This window comes from Bacillus cereus group sp. BfR-BA-01309 (assembly GCF_022664315.1).
GTDB classification, from domain to species: Bacteria; Bacillota; Bacilli; order Bacillales; family Bacillaceae_G; genus Bacillus_A; species Bacillus_A mobilis.
This window is the reverse complement of record NZ_JAKUHE010000002.1, coordinates 515,324-534,907: the sequence shown is the minus strand read 5'-3', so window position 1 is coordinate 534,907 and position 19,584 is coordinate 515,324. Positions and strand designations below refer to the sequence as shown.

Sequence of the window (19,584 nt, the reverse complement as noted above, 5' to 3'; positions counted from 1 at the left end):
AGATGAAACACTCCGTCCAAACTATAATAGACGAGGTGTTTTTTTATGAAAATAAAACGGAGAATTACAATTGTTTTAATTTGTTTTATATGTATCATGTTTATTTTACTTTGTCGTTTAATTCAAATACAAATTATAGATACAGAATCATTTACAGATCGTAAGATAAATTTAATTGAAAAAAGTGTTACACAACGGACGCAGTCCATTACAGTAGATGATGGACGAGGCCATTTTATAGATCGGAACGGTAAGGGAATAGGTGAGAAAAAGTATCCTGTTTTAATTGTTTTTCCATTTCTACAAATAAAAAATGACATGTTAGAGAAAATTGCGCATATCATTGGTGTGTCGAGACAAGAGATTGAAAGTCAAATGAAAGACAAGAAAAGTGCATTTATCGTGCAAAGGGGAGATGGTCCATTTCACTTGGTACGAGAGCAGATGGAGCAGGTGAATCAATTAAATGTATTAGGTATTGTAGCAGCTGAAGTTCGTTTACGGCAAGCTGACAGGGTGAATCATTTAATTGGCGATGTGGGGGAGAATGAACGAGAATTTGAAAAACGATACGGAGAAGTAAGAAATATTTCAAGGCAAACGCCAATTGGCATTTCAGGATTGCAGCAATCATTTGATGAATTTCTTTTGACGGATGGAGAGGCAAAAGTATTGTATCAAGTGGACCGACAAGGAGAACCGATTTTTGGAAAACAAGCGAAATATACTGCGCCTGGAAATCCGTTTTATCCGGTGACGATTCAAACTACTTTACATAACGAGTTACAGCAAAAAGCAGAAGAGGTGGTTGAAGCAAGCGGAATAAAGAAGGGAGGACTAGTATTACTTGATGTAAAGAAAAATGAAATTTTAGTGATGGTCAGTAAACCATCTGTGCAGGTGAAGGATGAGCGTTTATATACCACTACACTTGAAAATCAAATGTTAACACCACATTTTCCCGGTTCTGTTTTTAAAACAATAGTTGCAGCAGCAGTGATTGATCAAAATGAAAATGTGTTGAATCGTATATTTAATTGTAATCAAGATCTATATGGTGAAGACCACCCACAAGTTATGATGGGTACACTTAGTTTTAAAGAGAGCTTTGCTAGAAGCTGTAATAGGACATTTTCAGAGCTAGGTAATGAGCTAATACAAAAGGATAAGATGGTGTTAGAAACTTACGTAGCAGCGTTAGGAGCCGCTGGTAAGGTTGGATGGAAAGGTTCTGTATTTCATACAACTCATTTTGAGCAAATGCCAGAGGAGAAGAAGGTTACGATTTGGGGAAGTGAAGGAAATAAGAATAGTAAAAAGGCGGTAGCGCAAACAGCAATTGGACAGAAAGATGTACGTATGTCACCTCTAGCGATTGCAAATATGATGGCGACGATTGCTAGGGATGGAGAAAAGATGGAAGTGAAAGCTGTGGAAAAAATAAAGTATAAAAATGGAACGGACTTTTATACTTTTGAAGACCATACATTAGGTGGAAAACAGCTTTCGTATGAAGCGGTGAAAACATTACAAGAATTATTAAGGGGCGTTGTAACAACAGAGAAAGGAACAGGAGCCGCATTCAGGTCGTTGCCACTAAGTGTCGCCGGAAAATCTGGGACAGCGCAAACAGGAAAAGGGACGAAAGTGAATCGTTGGTTTGCAGGTTATTTTCCATATGAAAATCCAAGATATGCTTTAGTTGTCGTGGATATAGAAACGAATAGTAGTGAAAATAAAGTTACACCTATTTTCAAAGCTATCGTAGAATCAATCTATCGATTAGAGAATGAAAAGTAATCTTGCAATTCATAGTGAAATGTTTTCATTTCGTGAAAATATTATTGTAAATGTTCAACCTTTCTAGATTTAATGTTACAATAGCAAGTATGAAAAACTGCATGGAGGTTTGAAGAATGGCAGGAGGATCTAGATTCCAACAGAAACAACAAAAACGTCGTCAAAACGGTGTTTTAAATATTGCAATTGCAATTGTATTAATATTAGTAGCTATTGTATCATATCAATTGTTTGTTCCTGAAAGAAAAGAACAAGCGTCTTCTAGTGATAAAAAAGTAGCTCAGCAAACAACGAAAGAGAATAAGGCTGAGAAAGCTAAAGGCAAAGAAGAGATGAAGAAGAACGAGCAAGATAAGGCAGATGCTAAGAAGAAGGAAGAAGAGAAGCAAAAGGCTGAAGAAGAACAGAAAAAAGCTGAAGAAGAAGCGAAAGCTAACGAGAAAGTACCAGCTGAAAAAACACAGCCAAAGGCAACTGACGCTTATACGAAATCTTCTTGGAAGCCAGTAGGTACAGAGCAAGGTGCAACACCTGCGATGACGTTTAAAAAAGGTACAGCAGATTGGAATGAGATGAATCAAGCTATTTCAGCTGCAATTGACGTTCCAGTAGAGCAATTAGTTATTCATAGAATTGGAAATAACGGTAAAAATAAAGCTTACGGTAACGTACAAGATAAACAATCAGGCAAAAAATATTATGTGAATATTGATTGGGTAGATAATGAGGGCTGGAAACCAGTACTTGTTCAAAATCTAAACTAAAAAAGAGAAGCTCCTTAGGAGCTTCTCTTTTTTAGTTAGCGTAATTTCTTTAATTTAAAATGAACAACCGCGCTATAATATGGCCTTTTGCTTTCGGGATCCATAACCATTTGATGCGAGATGTGATGAACTTCAAGCATAAGTGCTTTATTATTATCGATTTGCTCACTAATTTTTCGTTCCAAAGAAGCTAAGTCTCCTGCTTCGAAAAACTCTACTTTATCTTCTAACATTTCAAAGGTAAATGACACGAAGACGACCCCTCTCCTATGTAATCAACTATAGTGTAACAAAGAAAAGAAGGAAATACCATGTACATTTCAATTGACATTTTTGGAAAGAGGGCATATCATACTGATAAAACCGATAAGAAAAAGGGGAATTTTTATGGGTACAGAATTTAATGGTTTATTTGATGAGTGGGCTCATACGTACGACTCATTTGTACAAGGCGAAGATATACAATATAAAGAAGTTTTTGCCCGTTATGAGGACATTCTAGAGGATGTAGTTAACAAGTCATTTGGTAATGTATTAGAATTTGGTGTTGGTACAGGTAATTTAACAAATAAATTATTACTTGCTGGCCGCACAGTTTACGGTATAGAACCGTCACGTGAAATGCGCATGATTGCTAAAGAGAAATTACCGCAAGAGTTTTCCATTACAGAAGGTGATTTTCTTTCGTTTGAAGTCCCAAATTCAATTGATACCATAGTAAGCACCTATGCATTTCATCATTTAACAGATGATGAAAAAAATGTAGCGATTGCGAAGTATAGTCAATTGCTAAACAAAGGTGGTAAAATAGTGTTTGCTGATACGATATTTGCAGATCAAGATGCATATGATAAAACTGTTGAAACAGCAAAACAAAGAGGTTTCCATCAGTTAGCAAACGATTTGCAAACGGAATACTATACACGTATTCCGATCATGCAGTCTATTTTTGAAAACAATGGCTTCCATGTAACGTTTACGAGATTAAATCATTTCGTTTGGGTAATGGAGGCAACTAAGCAATAGAAAGAGGGATTAGATTGAGAATTGCTGTAATTGGAGCAATGGAAGAAGAAGTACGTATTTTACGTGACAAATTAGAACAAGCAGAAACAGAAACGGTTGCGGGTTGTGAATTTACGAAAGGACAATTAGCAGGACATGAAGTAATCTTGTTAAAGTCTGGTATTGGTAAAGTAAATGCAGCGATGTCAACGACAATTTTATTAGAAAGATATAAGCCTGAAAAAGTAATTAATACTGGTTCAGCTGGTGGATTCCATCATTCTCTAAATGTTGGAGATGTAGTTATTTCAACAGAAGTTCGTCATCATGACGTAGATGTAACAGTATTTAACTATGAGTATGGTCAAGTACCAGGAATGCCACCTGGCTTCAAAGCTGATGAAGCATTAGTTGCATTAGCTGAGAAATGTATGCAGGCAGAAGAAAATATTCAAGTTGTAAAAGGTATGATTGCAACAGGTGATTCATTTATGAGTGATCCGAACCGCGTTGCAGCAATTCGTGATAAATTTGAAGATCTTTATGCAGTAGAAATGGAAGCAGCAGCTGTTGCACAAGTATGCCACCAATATGAAGTTCCGTTTGTTATTATTCGTGCACTTTCTGATATTGCTGGTAAAGAATCAAATGTTTCATTTGATCAATTTTTAGATCAAGCAGCTCTTCATTCTACAAACTTTATCGTAAAAGTACTAGAAGAGTTAAAGTAATGTAACAAAAAGGCAACTGTCTCATATAAAGAAAATACATACAGTTGCCTTTTCTTTATTGGCAAATAAGGGGGAGAACACGATGAATGTATATCGTGGAGTTCATGAGTTGATCGGTCATACACCAATTGTAGAAATTACTCGTTTTTCACTTCCAGAAGGGGTCCGTTTATTTGCAAAGCTTGAATTTTATAACCCAGGTGGAAGCGTTAAGGACCGTTTAGGAAGAGAATTAATCGAAGATGCACTAGAAAAAGGGCTTGTTACCCAGGGTGGAACAATTATTGAACCGACTGCTGGAAATACTGGTATTGGACTGGCACTTGCAGCGTTACAACATGATTTACGCGTTATTGTTTGTGTACCAGAGAAATTTAGTATTGAAAAACAAGAATTAATGAAAGCACTAGGCGCAACGGTTGTGCATACACCAACTGAGCAAGGAATGACTGGTGCAATTGCGAAAGCAAAAAAATTAGTAAATGAAATACCGAATTCGTACTCTCCAAGTCAGTTTGCGAATGAAGCAAACCCGCGTGCTTATTTCAAAACACTAGGTCCTGAACTTTGGTTGGCACTGAACGGAGAGATTAACATATTTGTTGCTGGAGCGGGAACTGGTGGTACATTCATGGGGACTGCATCTTATTTGAAAGAAAAAAATGTAGATATAAAAACGGTTATTGTGGAACCAGAAGGGTCCATTTTAAATGGTGGTAAAGCTGGTTCGCATGAAACAGAAGGGATTGGCCTTGAATTCATCCCACCATTTTTGAAAACATCTTATTTTGATGAAATTCATACAATTTCTGATCGAAATGCATTTTTACGAGTGAAGGAATTAGCTCAAAAAGAAGGACTGCTTGTTGGGAGCTCGTCAGGAGCAGCATTTCATGCAAGTTTACTTGAAGCAGAGAAAGCGGCGCCAGGTACAAACATTGTAACGATTTTTCCTGATAGTAGTGAGCGCTATTTAAGTAAAGACATATACAAAGGATGGGAATAAAAAATGAGAGCAAAGACAAAGTTAATTCATGGTATTCGCATAGGAGAACCTTCAACTGGATCTGTAAATGTACCGATTTATCAAACAAGTACGTACAAACAAGAAGCAGTTGGTAAGCATCAAGGATATGAATATTCACGTACAGGCAACCCAACACGTGCAGCTTTAGAAGAAATGATTGCTGTATTAGAAAACGGTCATGCTGGTTTTGCATTTGGTTCAGGAATGGCTGCTATTACAGCTACAATTATGTTGTTCTCAAAAGGTGACCACGTTATTTTAACAGATGATGTGTATGGTGGAACGTACCGCGTTATCACAAAAGTATTAAACCGCTTCGGTATTGAGCATACATTTGTAGATACAACAAATCTAGAGGAAGTTGTAGAAGCAATTCGTCCAAACACGAAAGCGATTTATGTGGAAACACCAACGAACCCATTACTGAAAATTACTGATATTAAGAAAATATCTACTCTTGCTAAAGAGAAAGATTTATTAACAATTATCGATAATACATTCATGACGCCATATTGGCAGTCACCGATTTCTTTAGGAGCAGACATTGTACTTCATAGTGCAACGAAATATTTAGGAGGTCATAGTGACGTAGTTGCAGGCCTAGTAGTTGTAAATAGCCCGCAATTAGCAGAAGACCTTCACTTTGTACAAAACTCAACAGGAGGCATTCTTGGTCCGCAAGATAGCTTCTTACTACTTCGTGGTTTAAAAACATTAGGAATTCGAATGGAAGAGCATGAAACGAATTCACGTGCAATTGCTGAGTTTTTAAATAACCATCCAAAAGTAAATAAAGTATATTATCCAGGTCTTGCATCACATCAAAACCATGAATTAGCAACAGAACAAGCAAATGGATTTGGTGCTATTATCTCATTTGATGTAGATAGTGAAGAAACATTAAATAAAGTACTAGAGAAATTACAATACTTTACACTTGCTGAAAGTTTAGGAGCAGTAGAAAGTTTGATTTCTATCCCATCTCAAATGACACATGCATCAATCCCAGCAGATCGCCGCAAAGAATTAGGAATTACAGATACATTAATTCGTATTTCTGTCGGTATTGAAGACGGTGAAGATTTAATTGAAGATTTAGCACAAGCGTTAGCATAATAAAAATGCACTGCTTATATAGGCAGTGCATTTTTATTACGTTATTTTGTGAAAAAATTCACAAAATAGACATACACAAATGAAATAGTTTCATGTATATTAAGTTCATGAAGTGTTACTCACGAACAAACTTGTGAAATATTTCACAAACAATGAGGTTCATGTAGGAAAGCAACTCTATTTTTTTTGCGCTAATCGGGACTTATTATGACCTGCAGGGTCTTATTTAGTCCACGGTAGCAGAATAGGAGGAATTTACATGGTAGTCAAAGAGAAAGTTGTAAATGAAATGCAGGAAGTAAAAGAGATGATTGATACGTTAGTGAATAACGGTCAAAAGGCCTTACAAGCATTAGAAAGTTTTACACAAGAGCAAATTGACAACATTGTTCATGAAATGGCATTAGCAGGTGTTGATCAACATATGCCGCTTGCGAAGTTGGCTGTTGAAGAAACGGGTCGTGGTGTATATGAAGATAAATGTATTAAAAATATTTTTGCTACTGAATATATTTGGCATAGCATAAAAAAAGATAAAACAGTAGGGATTATTCATGAAGATCCTCATGAAGAAATAATAGAAATTGCGGAACCTGTCGGTGTAGTAGCTGGGGTAACGCCAGTAACGAATCCAACGTCGACAACAATGTTTAAAGCATTAATCGCGATAAAAACGAGAAATCCAATTATTTTCGCATTTCATCCTTCAGCACAAAACTGTTCCATTGCAGCGGCGAAAACAGTATACGATGCAGCTGTGAAGGCAGGGGCACCAAAACATTGTATTCAGTGGATTGAAAAACCTTCTGTCGAAGCAACGAAACAATTAATGAACCATGAAGGTGTTGCACTTGTTTTGGCAACTGGAGGAGCAGGTATGGTGAAATCAGCTTATTCTACTGGAAAGCCAGCGCTAGGTGTAGGTCCTGGTAATGTACCATGCTATATAGAGAAATCAGCGCATATAAAACGAGCTGTTAATGATTTAATTTTATCAAAAACATTTGATAACGGTATGATTTGTGCATCAGAACAAGCAATCATTGTAGACAAGGAAATTTATGATGATGTGAAAACAGAAATGATTGCAAACAATTGTTACTTTGTAACAGAAGAAGAGAGAAGAAAATTAGAAAAGCTTGTTATTAATGAAAATACATGTGCAGTAAATAGTGATATTGTAGGGAAATCAGCACAGTACATTGCCGCATTAGTTGGAATTACTGTGCCTGAAAATACAAAAATGCTTGTAGCTGAAATACAAGGTATCGGAGCAGCATATCCACTATCTCGTGAGAAACTGAGTCCAGTATTAGCTTGTGTAAAAGCAAATTCACTAGAAGAGGGACTTACATATTGCGAAGACATGTTAGACCTTGGTGGTTTAGGACATTCAGCAGTCATTCATTCTACAAATAAAGAAGTACAAAAGCAGTTTGGATTACGTATGAAAGCTTGCCGTCTTATTGTAAACGCCCCTTCATCACAAGGTGGAATTGGTGACATATATAATGGATTTATTCCATCACTTACGCTTGGTTGCGGTTCGTATGGGAAAAACTCAGTTTCTCAAAACGTAACAGCGACGCATTTATTGAATATAAAAAGGTTGGCAAATAGAAAAAAGAATATGCAGTGGTTCAAATTACCACCAAAAATTTATTTTGAAAAACATGCGACAGCATATTTAGCAAATATGCCTAACATTTCACGTGCATTTATTGTAACGGATCCAGGAATGGTTGAGCATGGATATGTAGATACGGTTACGCATTATTTACGTAAACATGCTAATGATGTAAAAGTTGAAGTTTTCTTTGAGGTCGAGCCAGATCCATCAGATGAAACTGTCTTTAAGGGTGCGGAAATGATGAGAAGTTTTAAGCCAGATGTAATTATTGCACTTGGTGGTGGTTCAGCGATGGATGCAGCGAAAGGGATGTGGCTTTTCTATGAGCAACCAGAAACAATATTCTATGGAATTAAACAGAAGTTTTTAGATATAAGAAAACGTACATGTAAATATCCGGAATTAGGAAGTAAGGCACAGTTTGTTGCCATTCCAACAACATCAGGAACAGGATCAGAAGTGACACCATTCGCGGTTATCACAGATAAGAAAAATAATATAAAGTATCCACTCGCAGATTATGAATTAACACCAGATGTAGCAATTGTTGATCCACAGTTTGTAATGACAGTACCACCACATGTAACAGCAGACACTGGCATGGACGTATTAACGCATGCAATCGAGGCATATGTATCTGTTCTAGCAAATGACTATACAGATGGATTAGCATTAAAGGCCATTGATCTCGTATTTAAATATTTACCAAGAGCATTTAAAGATGGAAATGACGAAGAAGCACGAGAAAAAATGCATAATGCTTCTGCAATCGCAGGGATGGCATTTGCAAATGCTTTCCTAGGTATTAATCACAGCTTAGCACATAAAATTGGACCAGAATTTCATATTCCGCATGGGCGTGCGAATGCAATTCTTATGCCGCACGTAGTTCGCTATAATGCTATTAAGCCAAGAAAACACGCATTGTTCCCAAAATATGAGCACTTTGTAGCTGATGAACGCTATGCACATATTGCGAGAATGCTCGGGCTTCCAGCGAGCTCAACAGTTGAAGGCGTGGAATCACTCGTCCAAGCAATTATTGAACTTGGAAAAAGTTTAAATATTAATATGAGTATTGCGGGACAAGGAGTTGCTAAAGAGCAGTTTGAAGAGGTTGTTGGATTATTAGCAGAAAGAGCTTTTGAAGATCAATGTACAACAGCTAATCCAAAACTACCTCTTATTTCAGAGCTGAAAGAAATTTATATGGAAGCATATAAAGGGGAGTAATGCTTATAAAAGAGTCGCGATAAAGCGGCTCTTTTTCATTTGGAAAACATCTCCCAGAATGTCTGTATTTACTTGTCTTTTAGTGTAATAGAATATGATACAGTGAAATGGAGGAGTGAGAATATGATGAAAGAATTGCAAGAAAAAATAGCAGATTATACTCGGTTCGGACAAATCCTTCTCGCTGTAAGTACATTGTTAATGGTTGGCTTGTTGATTCCGAATGGAGCAAAAGAAGCAGTACAATCTTTTGTTATGATGGGGAGCATCGTTATATTTTTAAGTTTATCCTTCTTTTTCTTTCAGCGTGTGAAAGTGATGCGAGACGAGTTAGAGGGAAATGAATGTGAATAATATTGATAAATAGAGCGTTACAAAAAAGAAGGAATCTTTTTTGTAACGCTTTTTGTTTTTTCTAGAAAATGTATGCGTTTTATGTTGACAATGATAATCCTTATCAATTAAAGTAGAATAGTAGTTAATGATTATCATTATCAGTTAGAGGTGGAAGAATGAAAAAATCTATTACGCTATTCACAGCGATTTTATCTATTTTTTTCTTGTTAATAGGTTGCAATGCAAAGGAAAACGAAAAAGCATCTGCAACAAAAACAGAAAAAGGAAAAGAGAAAATCGAAGTTACCGACCTGTCAGGAAGAAAGGTAACATTCGATAAAGTGCCAGAGAGTTTTGCAACATTAAGTATGGGAGACATGAATATTATTCATGCGTTAGGTGGGAAAATAGTAGGTCGTCCGGATGCAAAAATAACGCTTCCAGAGGATATAAAGAAAGTGCAAGTAATCGGGAATGCACATCAGCCGAATTTTGAGCAGATTGCTAGCTTAAAACCGGATGTACTTATTGCTAATAATGGGTTCCAAAAGAATGTTCCAACGGTTGAAGGACAAGGAACGAAAGTAATGATTTCTTCTGCAAATTCTGTACAAGATATTCAAAAGAATATTGAATTATACGGAACGATTATGAAGAAAGAAGATAGAGCAAAAGAACTTAACCAAAAAATTAATGATCAAATCAAGACATATGAGAAAAAAAGCGATGTGAAAGCATTGCTAGTGTATGGAGCACCAGGTACTTATTTAGCAGCATTATCAACATCTTTATCAGGTGATATTTTAGAAAAAACAGGCGGGAAAAATATTGCAGCTGAATTTCCGGAAATGAAGGAATATCCGCAATATGCGCAGTTAAGTGTAGAACGTATTATTGAGGCAAATCCAGATGTGATTTATTTAATTACACATGGAGATCCAAGTAGCGTTAAAAAAGCATTTGAAGGCGAAATGATGAAAAATGAAGCGTGGAAAAATTTGGATGCAGTAAAACAAAATCGTGTAGTTATTTTGCCCCCCGACTTATTTGGATCAAATCCGGGAACAAAAGTTACAGAAGCGATGGACTTTATGTATAAAAGTATACAAGATGTAAGGAAATGATACGTATGGAAAGTAGTGAAGTAGTAAGGGAAAAGGAACATCCTTTTGCGAAAAAAAGATGGATAATAGCAGTTACTTTAGTAGTATTAATGATTTTAGGTCTTTTCTACGGCCTTTTCGCAGGAAGTTTATCCTTTTCATTACGAGATATTCTGACAGGGATACAAGATGAAGATTCAACAGTTCATCGAATTGTATGGGATCTTCGTATACCGAGAGTGCTCGTTGGATTTATAGTAGGAACATGTTTAGCAGCATCTGGTGCCCTGCTGCAAGGGGTGATGAGAAACCCTCTTGCAGACCCTGGTATAATCGGGGTTTCATCTGGAGCAGGCCTTGTAGCAATTGTAATTATGATTTTATTTCCTCAGCATATGGCTTTTTTACCGCTCGGAGCGTTTTTAGGAGCTTTTATAACGGCGATGGTCATTTATGCTTTATCATGGCAAAAGGGGGCACCAGCTTCAAGGATTGTCTTAGTAGGTGTGTCAATCAATGCATTAATTGGTGCAGCCACGTCAGCGTTAATGTTATTACATAGTGATAAAGTACAATCTGTGTTGCCATGGTTAGCAGGTGGCATTGGTGGTGTAAGTTGGACACATTTAAACATGATTATTTATTATGCAATATTCGCTATTATATTAGCCTTCTTTGGTATTAAACATATTCGAGTATTAATGCTTGGAGATGAAATGGCGAAATTATTAGGTCATAACGTGGAGAGAAGCCGGTTTTATTTAATAGTCGTAAGTACATTATTAGCTGGAATTGCGGTTAGTGTTTCTGGTCTTATTGGATTTGTCGGTCTTGTCGTACCACATATGTTACGTTTATTAGTTGGAAATGATTATAAATATTTATTGCCATTATCATGTCTTGGCGGAGGGATATTACTTGTTTTCGCGGATGCGATAGCTCGAAGTTGGTTCGATCCAATTGAATTGCCTGTTGGTATTTTATTATCCTTCTTAGGCGGTCCGTTCTTCTTATATTTAATTCATAGAGGAGGAAAACAACGTGATTTCCGTTAATAAAGTGTTTTACGCACATTCTGAAAGATTTCAAATGCAAAATATGAATGTACATATTAAAGCTGGAGAGGTCGTTAGTTTGATTGGGCCGAATGGATCTGGAAAATCTACTTTGCTTCGTTTAGTGGCAAGACTACTTAAACAAAGCGAAGGGGATATCATTCTAGATGGAAAAAATATTCATACGATGAAAAGTGCCGATGTAGCGAAGCAATTAGCGATGTTACCACAAATGCATGATCATCAATTAGATTTAACAGTGAAAGAATTAATCGAATTTGGAAGAGGCCCTCATAAATCATGGAGCAGTCGCTTAAATAAAGAAGATGAAGAAATTGTTGATTGGGCATTGTCAGTTACAAATCTTGGAGGGTATGAATATCGTCTTTTACAATCTTTATCAGGAGGAGAAAGACAACGTGCCTGGATTGCAATGACGCTAGCACAACGTACAAATGTCTTATTATTAGATGAGCCAACAACTTTTTTGGATATCGTTCACCAATTGGAAGTGATGGAACTTGTGAAACGGTTAAACGAGGAGTTTGGCATGACAATTGTAATGGTTTTACATGATATTAACCAAGCGGCTCAATATAGTGATCGTTTACTTGTATTAAAGCGAGGACAGCTTCAGTATGACGGTATACCAGAAGAAGTGTTATGTCATGAAATGTTTCAACGTGTGTTCGGTATTGAGGTAGATATTTTTCAAGGAAGCGACAAGCCATTTTTTACACCGAAAAGAATTTCTAAAAGGAGAGAACAGCGATGCGAACAGAAGAACGTATTACCACTGAGTTAGTAAGAGAATTTGTTATGGCAGCTCACGGAGATTTAGAAAAAGTACAAGAACTGTTGGCTGAATCGCCAAGCTTACTTCATGCTTCTTACAATTGGGGTGGATCAGATTGGGAAAGTGCGTTAGGAGCAGCGGCACATGTAGGTCGTAAGGATATTGCTCTCTATTTACTAGAAAAGGGTGCTCGAATGGATATTTTCGCAGCCGCGATGCTTGGAGAATTAGAAGTCGTACAAGCTATTTTAGTGGCACAACCAGAGGCATTGCGTGCATCGGGTCCACATGGTATTTCCCTTCTTCAACATGCACGAATGGGTGGAGAAAAAGCGCAGCGTGTATTTGAGTACTTAACGGTACTCTCTTAATGACCGCAAAGGTTCTTATGTGCGGTAAACTTTTCACTTTCATATAATTGAAAAGTTTACCGCCCGTTAGAACGGGATAAGTATCTAGTATATTTGAAAATCCTACACCCCCCTCAATTGTAGTTTTCTTTATGCTAGTTATGATATGGATGCAGTAGACAATATTTGTCTACTGCCTTTTTTAATTCTTCTGAGATTGAATATTCTGTATTTTATTGTTAGTTCCTTTATAATAGACAGTAACATTTAGTATATATTCAAAACATGGTCGTGTAGTTAAGCACAAATGAGTGGGAAGGAGTGCAGAGATGTTTCATACAGATCGTTTACAAATTCGTAAATATACAATGGATGATTTACAGTTCTACGCTTCACTATGGGGAAATGAGAAGGTAATGCGCTATATTGGAAATGGGACGTTAAAAACATATATGCAATGTAAAAAAAGTTTGGAGGAGTGGGTGATTCCTAGCTATAAAAACGGCCTTGGTTTATTTGTATTGATTGAAAAGGAAACAGGAATACGAATTGGTCATGCAGGATTAGTAAAGCAGCAGATAGATGGAAAAGAGGAAATTGAAATTGGGTATTGGTTACTGCCTCAGTATTGGGGAAAAGGGTATGCGAAAGAAGCAGCGGCAGCATTTCGAGACTATGGCTTCCAAGCGTTACGAATGAATAAATTAATTTCTCTTATTAATCCGGACCACCCGGCCTCCATCTTTGTTGCTAGAAAAACAGGACTTAGTTATGAGAAAACAACTTCATTTCATGGTATGGATGTTCTCGTTTATTCCATTAAGTGTGTTGGATGAAAAAGGGTAAATTGCATCTTTTGAAGAATGGTATATAAAAATAAAGGGGGGATTACATGTATATTTATCATAATGGACTTATTATTCGTGAGGGAACGAATGGTGTACCTGCATATGCAATTAAAACTTTATTCGAAGATGCCGGTTGGAGCAATGATGATATCCCTTCCTGGCAAATTGAAAAATTCACGATAGCATTTGAAAATTCAACATGGGCATTCACAATTTGGGATGAAGAAGAGATGGTTGCGATGGTTAGAGTCATTTCTGATGGAATTATGGTCGCGAACATAGTAAATTTAGTTGTGAAATGTGAATATAGAGGTAAGGGATTAGGTAAGAAACTTGTCGCTCTTTGTTTGCAAAAGCTGCCACATGGCGATTGGTTTGCACATACATCTGCTAGTAATTTTGATTTTTATAGAAGTTGTGGTTTTGAGGTAAGGGAGTTATCGAGAAATGGAACATGTGCGTACTACGGGTATCAAGCAGCAAAAAAAGAGGGGCACAGATAAAAGTAAGGTAGTGTAGAAAAAGGCTCACTATTTTAATAATATAAACTGAACTGAGACTCATTTTATGGTAAGATGAAAGAAAATTCTGTTTATTATTAGGGGGATAAAAATGAGTGTAAAAGTTGGGGATGTATTTAAATACGAAAGAAGATTTACTGAGGAAGAGGTTTTTGAATTTGCAAATATTACAGGAGATAAAGGCAGGCACCATATGGAATATGATGAAAATGGACGTTTAATGGTTCATGGTTTATTGACTGCTAGTATTGGAACGAAAGTAGGCGAAGAATTACATTACATAGCAAGAGAATTAGTAAGTGAGTTTATTAGACCGGTTTTTACAGGGGATACGATCACTTGTGAATTGACTTTAACAAATGTTGAACAGATGGAAGGATACAAAAAGGTTTCAATCGAGTCAGTATATCGCAATCAATACGAAAAGACTGTACTAGTTGGGACGAGCTATGGAGTTATACGGGGATAAAAAAGAAGCCTAATTTACAGGCTTCTTTTTTATTTAATAAACACGTTTTCGATTTTCTGCATGACTAGAGATGAGTAATAATGCCGTTTCTTCTCCTATATTACGCACGATATGAGGAACACATGCATTCCAAGAGAAAGAATCACCTTCTTCTACAATTGCAATATCTTCTCCGTGTTGAACTTCTAGTTTTCCGCGTAATACGAGGTGACATTCTTCTCCCTCATGGGCATTTGGTGAGTTTTCTTTCGGAAACCCAGCAGGAATTTCTACGAGATTTAGGCGAAGGCCACCTTGCTCTGCAACATGTTCAATTCTTTGTTCATCTTTTCCGTATACACTGTATTTACGCTCTACCTTTTTGACAACTTTCAACCGATCTTTTTGTTCTAATAATAAATAGGGAAGAGGAACGTTTAAAAAATTGGAGATCGTTTCTAAAGTTGAGATAGATGGTGAGGTTTTATTATTTTCAACCTGACTCATAAACCCTTTAGAAAGACCTGTTCCCTCACAAATTTGTGCGATTGTTATGCCTCTACGTTGACGAATTTCACGTATTGCAGAACCAATATTCATAAAATCAAGCTCCTTTTTGTAAACAACTATTTGTATCATAGCAAAAAAAATATATATTTTCCCAGTGAAAATGAATTGACGAATAAAAAAAAGTAGTGTATGTTTTGTAATGTAAATAAAAGTTTTGTATAAGAAAACTATAAAGGAGAGAATGAAATGAATCAACATATCGGTAACTTAATTATTCGTATCGTGTTAGGGGTAACGTTCTTTATGCACGGTTTAACAAAATTCCAATCGGGGATTGACAATATTGCAGGGTGGTTCACAAGCATTGGTTTACCAGGAGGACTTGCATACGGCGTAGCAACAGCGGAAGTAGTTGGTGGTATATTGTTAATACTAGGTTTAGGAGTAAGATATATTGGATTATTATTTGCACTTGTTATGGTTGGAGCAATTGTGAAAGTAAAATGGTCAGCTGGTTTATTAGGAGATGGAAAAAATCCTGGCTTCGAATTAGAGCTTGCATTGTTAGCAATGGGTGCGTACTTATTTGTTGCGAAAGCAGACGGTTTTGTAGATAATTTCTTAAAAGAGAAAATGTTAAAGAAGAACTAAATGAAATGGGGGCTAACAAGATGAGTTTTCAACTTCATCCCGACACAACACTTGATGTTGTTCATTTATATGTATCAAATATAAAGAAATCACTAGAGTTTTATACAGAAGTACTAAGTATGAAAGTACTAAAAGAAGATGAAATGGTTGTTACATTTGGGAATGAAAATAACGAACCACTCCTTATCATTGAAGAAAAGAAAGAAGCCATACCAAAGCAAAGAGGGAGAACGGGGTTATATCATTACGCAATTTTATTACCAAGTAGACAGGATTTAGCGAATATTCTTCGTCATCTTGTAGAAATGGTATATCCACTGCACGGCGGAGCCGACCATTACTTTAGTGAAGCCCTTTATTTAGCTGATCCAGATGGAAACGGGATTGAAATTTATCATGATCGCCAAAAAGAAGTTTGGCGTGATGAGAATGGAGAACTACCATTTGTTAGCAATCCGTTAGCTGGTGAAGAGTTATTACAACAAGGAAGTGCGTGGAATGGTTTTCCAGCGGGTACTGTGATGGGGCATGTTCATTTCCATGTAGCTGATTTAGAAGAAGCAAAACGTTTCTATGTGGATGGTCTTGGTTTTGAAGTAACAATCCCAGCTCGTAATGGCGCGTTGTTCGTATCGGCAGGTGGCTATCATCACCATATTGGTTTAAATACGTGGCAAGGTGAAGGAATACCACCGCAAATGCCAAATTCCGTTGGCTTGAAATATTTCACAATTGTACTAGCGGATGAAAAACAAAAAGAGCAAGTATGTGAAAGTTTAAAAAATATTGGCAAGATTGCTACGTACAAAGATGGAATATTGCAAGTCGAGGATCCATTTGGACATTGTATCCAATTCAAAGTAAAAGGAGAAGCCTAAAAAAGGCTTCTCTTTTTTACTTTCTTATAATTGCTTTTTCGTTTTGTAAAAATAGTTCATCAAATTGCTTTGCAAGCTCAAAATCTAGTTTCGTTAAACCTTTTGCATTCCAAGATGACAAAGTAATAATGACTGCTTTATACTGGATAAGGATAAATGGGTGGTGATTATGTTCTTCTGATAGTTTGGCGGCTTCAGAGACAAATTCGACTCCTTTTAAGTAGTCGGAAAACATATATTTTCGTTCAATCCATTTCTCATCTTTTACCATCCATTTATCTACCTTCAATAATTCCTCTTGAACTTCTTCCTCAGTTAAGCGTAGCATCATTTTTCACATCCTTTATTGGAAGTAACGCAAGACCATTGTTAATAAGGCGTGTTACAGCTTCGTCAGTTGTGAAAGTAGAAAGTTGATGTAGTAATGTTGCCGATGTTTCATGCCCTTTGTTATGCTCTAAAAGTAACTCTAATACTTCAAGGCGCAGCAACCATTCTTTCGCATAAAATTTATTTAATACCTCTTGAATTGCTACTAATTGATCGATATGCGCGTCGTGTAAGATCCCCTCACTTCGAATATCTCGAACTGTTTGATACATACGTTCAAGTTCATTCAGTACAAGTGGAGCAGGAATTTCTTGAACTTCTTCATCCATTGGGAAAAATGCTGCTGCGTCTGCGGCACCTGGGAATACTGAAGTGATTTGTGAGCCAACAGCCATATCAAATGCGCCCCATGAAGCATCAAATAAAACGCGGGCGTTATAAGTAACTGTGCAATCAATAAAGGAAATAAGAGCAATTTTCTTATTGTTTTTTACAATATCTGTTACTGTTCCTTTTACATGAATACCACTTGCAAAAGTAAACTCAGCGATAGTTCCAATTGTAATTCCTAATGATTGTAGTTGTTCGTCTGTACAAGTTTCTAATGCAATATTTTCAGTGAGTAATCCAATCGGTGTTCCAAATCCATCACTGTGTACAGAAGTAGAATGATTGGCTAACTGTTTATTATGAAGCGCTAATGCCGTTGGTGAATTTGTTCGCATGTAAATTAATTCACCTGCATCGTTTTCAATTGTCTCGCTAAATGTACCAGTAATTTGTAATCCGCTATTTAGCTCAGCTGTTGCATAGTTCTCGGAGCGAATTGCTTTTTCTAAACCTTCTTTTCCACCTGTTTTAAAGGCCATCGTTTTAGAAAATGTTTCAAGCGCATCTGTTAATTCTTCAAAGGATTTACAAACAAATAGTTGTGGTTGCATTTTTGTTACGTCATAAGTTGTCCCTGTACATGCTTCGATAGAAAATGGAACCTTTTCTACAGCGTCAGTTAAGCAATGTTTGCTTTCGCCAACAGAAGAAAGGAGGCCAGCACCATATATTTTTGGATCATCTATATTTCCAATTAATCCATATTCTACTGTCCACCAGAAAAGACGTGAAATTTGTTCAGCTTCTGATAAACCAGAAACTAAGTTTTGTTTTTCAATTACAGCATTTTCAGCAGCCTTAACTTCATCAGGAGTAGAAGTAGGGCTTTCTTTTACTATCGTTAATGTACGAACAGCTTCAAATGCATCATGTTCTTCTTTTGTAGAGAAAGCTTTTGCACCAATTTGCCCAAAGCGTTTCACATATTTTGCATATGTAGGATCAAGTAAAATCGGTGCGTGTCCTGCTGCTTCGTGTACGATATCTGGAGCTGGTGTGTACTCGATATTTTCTACTTTCCGAATATCTGTTGCGATCGGTAGTAATCCGTGTCCTTGAAAATCGAAGAATGCTACGCCGGGAATAAGTCCGTCAATCGTTACAGCGCCCCAGCCACTTGGTGCTAAACACTCATTCATTTCTTCTACTTTTGGAATTGCATCTATATTAATACCAGATGATTGTAGTCCGTTCACGTAGGCTGGATGAGCAACGTCTTTTAAGAAGCTATGATTTTGTCTCATAATATAACGCCACACAGCGTGATTCACCGGTGTGTATTGATCATAATGTTGTGTGGATACGAATGGTTTTAAATGCGATGGAATTTCTGTTTTCTTTGTCATTTAGACATCCTCCTTTTTTTAAATAAAATTGAATATCGATTTCGTATAGCTTGTATCACCTCCTTTCATTTTTTGTAAACGCTTATAAAATTTTATCATAAGATTCGGAATTATTTAACATCTGTTTCTGTGAGAAATAGAAAAAGCCCCTATCGGAAAATCCGATAGGGGCGAAAGAATCGCGGTACCACCCTATTTGTAAGTGAAAATATACTTACATCTCAATTAATGATAACGGAAAAATTCCGTCTTTTCCTTCATGCATAAAAGCACTACGAAAAAGAAGCTCCAGAATTGTAATTCATACTTATATATGTGCTAATTTCCACCGACCATTAGCTCTCTGTAACAGGGATATAAGATACTACTGCGATTCTTTCAACGCGTATATATGAAATTGTGTAAGAGGTTGGACGCAAAAAAGTCCCTATCGGAAAATCCGATAGGGACGATAAAAATCGCGGTACCACCCTATTTGTAAACAACTAATTGTTTACCACTCACTTTACGATAACGGAAAGATCCGTCTTTCTCTTCATGCATAAAAAGCATTACGGGAAAGAAGCTCCAGAATTGTAATTCACGCTTGTATATGTACTGATTCGCACCAACCATCAGTTCTCTGAGACAGTGATATAAGTCGCTACTAGTATTCCTTCAAAGCCGATATATAATTCGTTCAACTAAACTATGTTTTGTATTATAAAACTATATTA

The 19,584-nt window shown here is 36.7% G+C and carries 21 protein-coding genes and 2 other annotated features; of the genes, 17 read left to right on the top strand and 4 right to left on the bottom strand.

Features of this window, described 5'->3' with window-relative positions; genetic code table 11:
* Positions 1 to 45 precede the first annotated feature (45 nt).
* Positions 46 to 1,800, top strand: a complete 1,755-nt coding sequence (locus MR115_RS06440) for a peptidoglycan D,D-transpeptidase FtsI family protein (RefSeq protein WP_242240512.1) — start codon at positions 46 to 48, stop codon at positions 1,798 to 1,800.
* Positions 1,801 to 1,916: 116 nt separating this feature from the next.
* A complete protein-coding gene (locus MR115_RS06435) occupies positions 1,917 to 2,564 on the top strand; it encodes a YrrS family protein (protein WP_242240510.1) in 648 nt (215 codons plus the stop codon).
* A gap of 35 nt (positions 2,565 to 2,599) precedes the next feature.
* Here the strand turns inward: MR115_RS06435 and MR115_RS06430 are convergent, their stop codons facing one another.
* Positions 2,600 to 2,815 (bottom strand): YrzA family protein, encoded by a 216-nt coding sequence (locus MR115_RS06430; protein ID WP_000010984.1) that lies wholly within the window; start codon positions 2,813 to 2,815, stop codon positions 2,600 to 2,602.
* A 136-nt stretch (positions 2,816 to 2,951) separates the two neighbouring features.
* Here MR115_RS06430 and MR115_RS06425 point away from each other — a divergent pair, with 136 nt between their 5' ends.
* From MR115_RS06425 to MR115_RS06365, 13 genes are all read left to right on the top strand, one after another.
* Entirely contained in the window at positions 2,952 to 3,590 is a 639-nt protein-coding gene (locus MR115_RS06425; protein ID WP_097818249.1) for a class I SAM-dependent DNA methyltransferase, read from the top strand.
* A 14-nt stretch (positions 3,591 to 3,604) separates the two neighbouring features.
* On the top strand, positions 3,605 to 4,300 hold the full coding sequence (mtnN, locus tag MR115_RS06420) for a 5'-methylthioadenosine/S-adenosylhomocysteine nucleosidase (protein ID WP_061677219.1): 696 nt from the start codon (positions 3,605 to 3,607) through the stop codon (positions 4,298 to 4,300).
* Positions 4,301 to 4,382: 82 nt separating this feature from the next.
* The gene (locus MR115_RS06415; RefSeq protein ID WP_242240508.1) at positions 4,383 to 5,306 is read left to right on the top strand and encodes an O-acetylserine dependent cystathionine beta-synthase; all 924 of its coding nucleotides are present in this window, start codon (positions 4,383 to 4,385) and stop codon (positions 5,304 to 5,306) included.
* Positions 5,307 to 5,309: 3 nt separating this feature from the next.
* Positions 5,310 to 6,443, top strand: coding sequence for a bifunctional cystathionine gamma-lyase/homocysteine desulfhydrase (locus tag MR115_RS06410; protein WP_061677223.1), 1,134 nt, complete (start codon positions 5,310 to 5,312; stop codon positions 6,441 to 6,443).
* A gap of 259 nt (positions 6,444 to 6,702) precedes the next feature.
* The gene (gene adhE, locus MR115_RS06405; protein ID WP_242240507.1) at positions 6,703 to 9,306 is read left to right on the top strand and encodes a bifunctional acetaldehyde-CoA/alcohol dehydrogenase; all 2,604 of its coding nucleotides are present in this window, start codon (positions 6,703 to 6,705) and stop codon (positions 9,304 to 9,306) included.
* Positions 9,307 to 9,432: 126 nt separating this feature from the next.
* The gene (locus MR115_RS06400) at positions 9,433 to 9,660 is read left to right on the top strand and encodes a YrhC family protein (RefSeq protein WP_097818416.1); all 228 of its coding nucleotides are present in this window, start codon (positions 9,433 to 9,435) and stop codon (positions 9,658 to 9,660) included.
* A gap of 158 nt (positions 9,661 to 9,818) precedes the next feature.
* Positions 9,819 to 10,766, top strand: coding sequence for an ABC transporter substrate-binding protein (locus MR115_RS06395; protein WP_242240505.1), 948 nt, complete (start codon positions 9,819 to 9,821; stop codon positions 10,764 to 10,766).
* A gap of 5 nt (positions 10,767 to 10,771) precedes the next feature.
* On the top strand, positions 10,772 to 11,800 hold the full coding sequence (locus tag MR115_RS06390; RefSeq protein ID WP_141438499.1) for a FecCD family ABC transporter permease: 1,029 nt from the start codon (positions 10,772 to 10,774) through the stop codon (positions 11,798 to 11,800).
* Entirely contained in the window at positions 11,787 to 12,605 is an 819-nt protein-coding gene (locus MR115_RS06385; RefSeq protein ID WP_097864783.1) for an ABC transporter ATP-binding protein, read from the top strand. The genes MR115_RS06390 and MR115_RS06385 overlap by 14 nt, the downstream gene beginning before the upstream one ends.
* Entirely contained in the window at positions 12,572 to 12,967 is a 396-nt protein-coding gene (locus MR115_RS06380; protein ID WP_061677232.1) for an ankyrin repeat domain-containing protein, read from the top strand. The genes MR115_RS06385 and MR115_RS06380 overlap by 34 nt, the downstream gene beginning before the upstream one ends.
* A 308-nt stretch (positions 12,968 to 13,275) precedes the next feature.
* Positions 13,276 to 13,782, top strand: coding sequence for a GNAT family N-acetyltransferase (locus MR115_RS06375; protein WP_242240504.1), 507 nt, complete (start codon positions 13,276 to 13,278; stop codon positions 13,780 to 13,782).
* A 56-nt stretch (positions 13,783 to 13,838) separates the two neighbouring features.
* Positions 13,839 to 14,297, top strand: coding sequence for a GNAT family N-acetyltransferase (locus MR115_RS06370; RefSeq protein WP_097818241.1), 459 nt, complete (start codon positions 13,839 to 13,841; stop codon positions 14,295 to 14,297).
* Positions 14,298 to 14,406: 109 nt separating this feature from the next.
* A complete protein-coding gene (locus MR115_RS06365) occupies positions 14,407 to 14,784 on the top strand; it encodes a hotdog family protein (RefSeq protein WP_097864782.1) in 378 nt (125 codons plus the stop codon).
* A gap of 33 nt (positions 14,785 to 14,817) precedes the next feature.
* Here the strand turns inward: MR115_RS06365 and MR115_RS06360 are convergent, their stop codons facing one another.
* The gene (locus MR115_RS06360) at positions 14,818 to 15,363 is read right to left on the bottom strand and encodes a helix-turn-helix domain-containing protein (protein WP_001020698.1); all 546 of its coding nucleotides are present in this window, start codon (positions 15,361 to 15,363) and stop codon (positions 14,818 to 14,820) included.
* Positions 15,364 to 15,519: 156 nt separating this feature from the next.
* Between MR115_RS06360 and MR115_RS06355 the strand changes: the two genes are divergently transcribed.
* Positions 15,520 to 15,924 (top strand): DoxX family protein, encoded by a 405-nt coding sequence (locus tag MR115_RS06355; RefSeq protein WP_061677240.1) that lies wholly within the window; start codon positions 15,520 to 15,522, stop codon positions 15,922 to 15,924.
* A gap of 20 nt (positions 15,925 to 15,944) precedes the next feature.
* The gene (locus MR115_RS06350; RefSeq protein WP_071720670.1) at positions 15,945 to 16,802 is read left to right on the top strand and encodes a VOC family protein; all 858 of its coding nucleotides are present in this window, start codon (positions 15,945 to 15,947) and stop codon (positions 16,800 to 16,802) included.
* A gap of 16 nt (positions 16,803 to 16,818) precedes the next feature.
* Here the strand turns inward: MR115_RS06350 and MR115_RS06345 are convergent, their stop codons facing one another.
* The gene (locus MR115_RS06345; protein ID WP_016086202.1) at positions 16,819 to 17,133 is read right to left on the bottom strand and encodes a 4a-hydroxytetrahydrobiopterin dehydratase; all 315 of its coding nucleotides are present in this window, start codon (positions 17,131 to 17,133) and stop codon (positions 16,819 to 16,821) included.
* Complete coding sequence (locus tag MR115_RS06340) at positions 17,114 to 18,868, bottom strand: aromatic amino acid hydroxylase (protein WP_242240503.1); 1,755 nt, start codon at positions 18,866 to 18,868, stop codon at positions 17,114 to 17,116. The genes MR115_RS06345 and MR115_RS06340 overlap by 20 nt, the downstream gene beginning before the upstream one ends.
* Before the next feature lie 163 nt (positions 18,869 to 19,031).
* Positions 19,032 to 19,259: a binding site (T-box leader), on the bottom strand.
* A gap of 50 nt (positions 19,260 to 19,309) precedes the next feature.
* Positions 19,310 to 19,538: a binding site (T-box leader), on the bottom strand.
* Between the last annotated feature and the right edge of the window lie 46 nt (positions 19,539 to 19,584).

Excerpts from the sequence above, each read along its gene's own strand:
- MR115_RS06380 (WP_061677232.1), top strand. The coding sequence starts at position 12,572 with ATGCGAACAGAAGAACGTATTACCACTGAGTTAGTAAGAGAATTTGTT.
- MR115_RS06440 (WP_242240512.1), top strand. The coding sequence starts at position 46 with ATGAAAATAAAACGGAGAATTACAATTGTTTTAATTTGTTTTATATGT.
- MR115_RS06355 (WP_061677240.1), top strand. The coding sequence starts at position 15,520 with ATGAATCAACATATCGGTAACTTAATTATTCGTATCGTGTTAGGGGTA.
- MR115_RS06340 (WP_242240503.1), bottom strand. The coding sequence starts at position 18,868 with ATGACAAAGAAAACAGAAATTCCATCGCATTTAAAACCATTCGTATCC.
- MR115_RS06415 (WP_242240508.1), top strand. The coding sequence starts at position 4,383 with ATGAATGTATATCGTGGAGTTCATGAGTTGATCGGTCATACACCAATT.
- MR115_RS06365 (WP_097864782.1), top strand. The coding sequence starts at position 14,407 with ATGAGTGTAAAAGTTGGGGATGTATTTAAATACGAAAGAAGATTTACT.
- MR115_RS06360 (WP_001020698.1), bottom strand. The coding sequence starts at position 15,363 with ATGAATATTGGTTCTGCAATACGTGAAATTCGTCAACGTAGAGGCATA.
- MR115_RS06375 (WP_242240504.1), top strand. The coding sequence starts at position 13,276 with ATGTTTCATACAGATCGTTTACAAATTCGTAAATATACAATGGATGAT.
- MR115_RS06370 (WP_097818241.1), top strand. The coding sequence starts at position 13,839 with ATGTATATTTATCATAATGGACTTATTATTCGTGAGGGAACGAATGGT.
- MR115_RS06345 (WP_016086202.1), bottom strand. The coding sequence starts at position 17,133 with ATGATGCTACGCTTAACTGAGGAAGAAGTTCAAGAGGAATTATTGAAG.
- adhE (WP_242240507.1), top strand. The coding sequence starts at position 6,703 with ATGGTAGTCAAAGAGAAAGTTGTAAATGAAATGCAGGAAGTAAAAGAG.
- MR115_RS06435 (WP_242240510.1), top strand. The coding sequence starts at position 1,917 with ATGGCAGGAGGATCTAGATTCCAACAGAAACAACAAAAACGTCGTCAA.
- MR115_RS06410 (WP_061677223.1), top strand. The coding sequence starts at position 5,310 with ATGAGAGCAAAGACAAAGTTAATTCATGGTATTCGCATAGGAGAACCT.
- MR115_RS06390 (WP_141438499.1), top strand. The coding sequence starts at position 10,772 with ATGGAAAGTAGTGAAGTAGTAAGGGAAAAGGAACATCCTTTTGCGAAA.
- MR115_RS06350 (WP_071720670.1), top strand. The coding sequence starts at position 15,945 with ATGAGTTTTCAACTTCATCCCGACACAACACTTGATGTTGTTCATTTA.
- MR115_RS06395 (WP_242240505.1), top strand. The coding sequence starts at position 9,819 with ATGAAAAAATCTATTACGCTATTCACAGCGATTTTATCTATTTTTTTC.
- MR115_RS06425 (WP_097818249.1), top strand. The coding sequence starts at position 2,952 with ATGGGTACAGAATTTAATGGTTTATTTGATGAGTGGGCTCATACGTAC.
- MR115_RS06400 (WP_097818416.1), top strand. The coding sequence starts at position 9,433 with ATGAAAGAATTGCAAGAAAAAATAGCAGATTATACTCGGTTCGGACAA.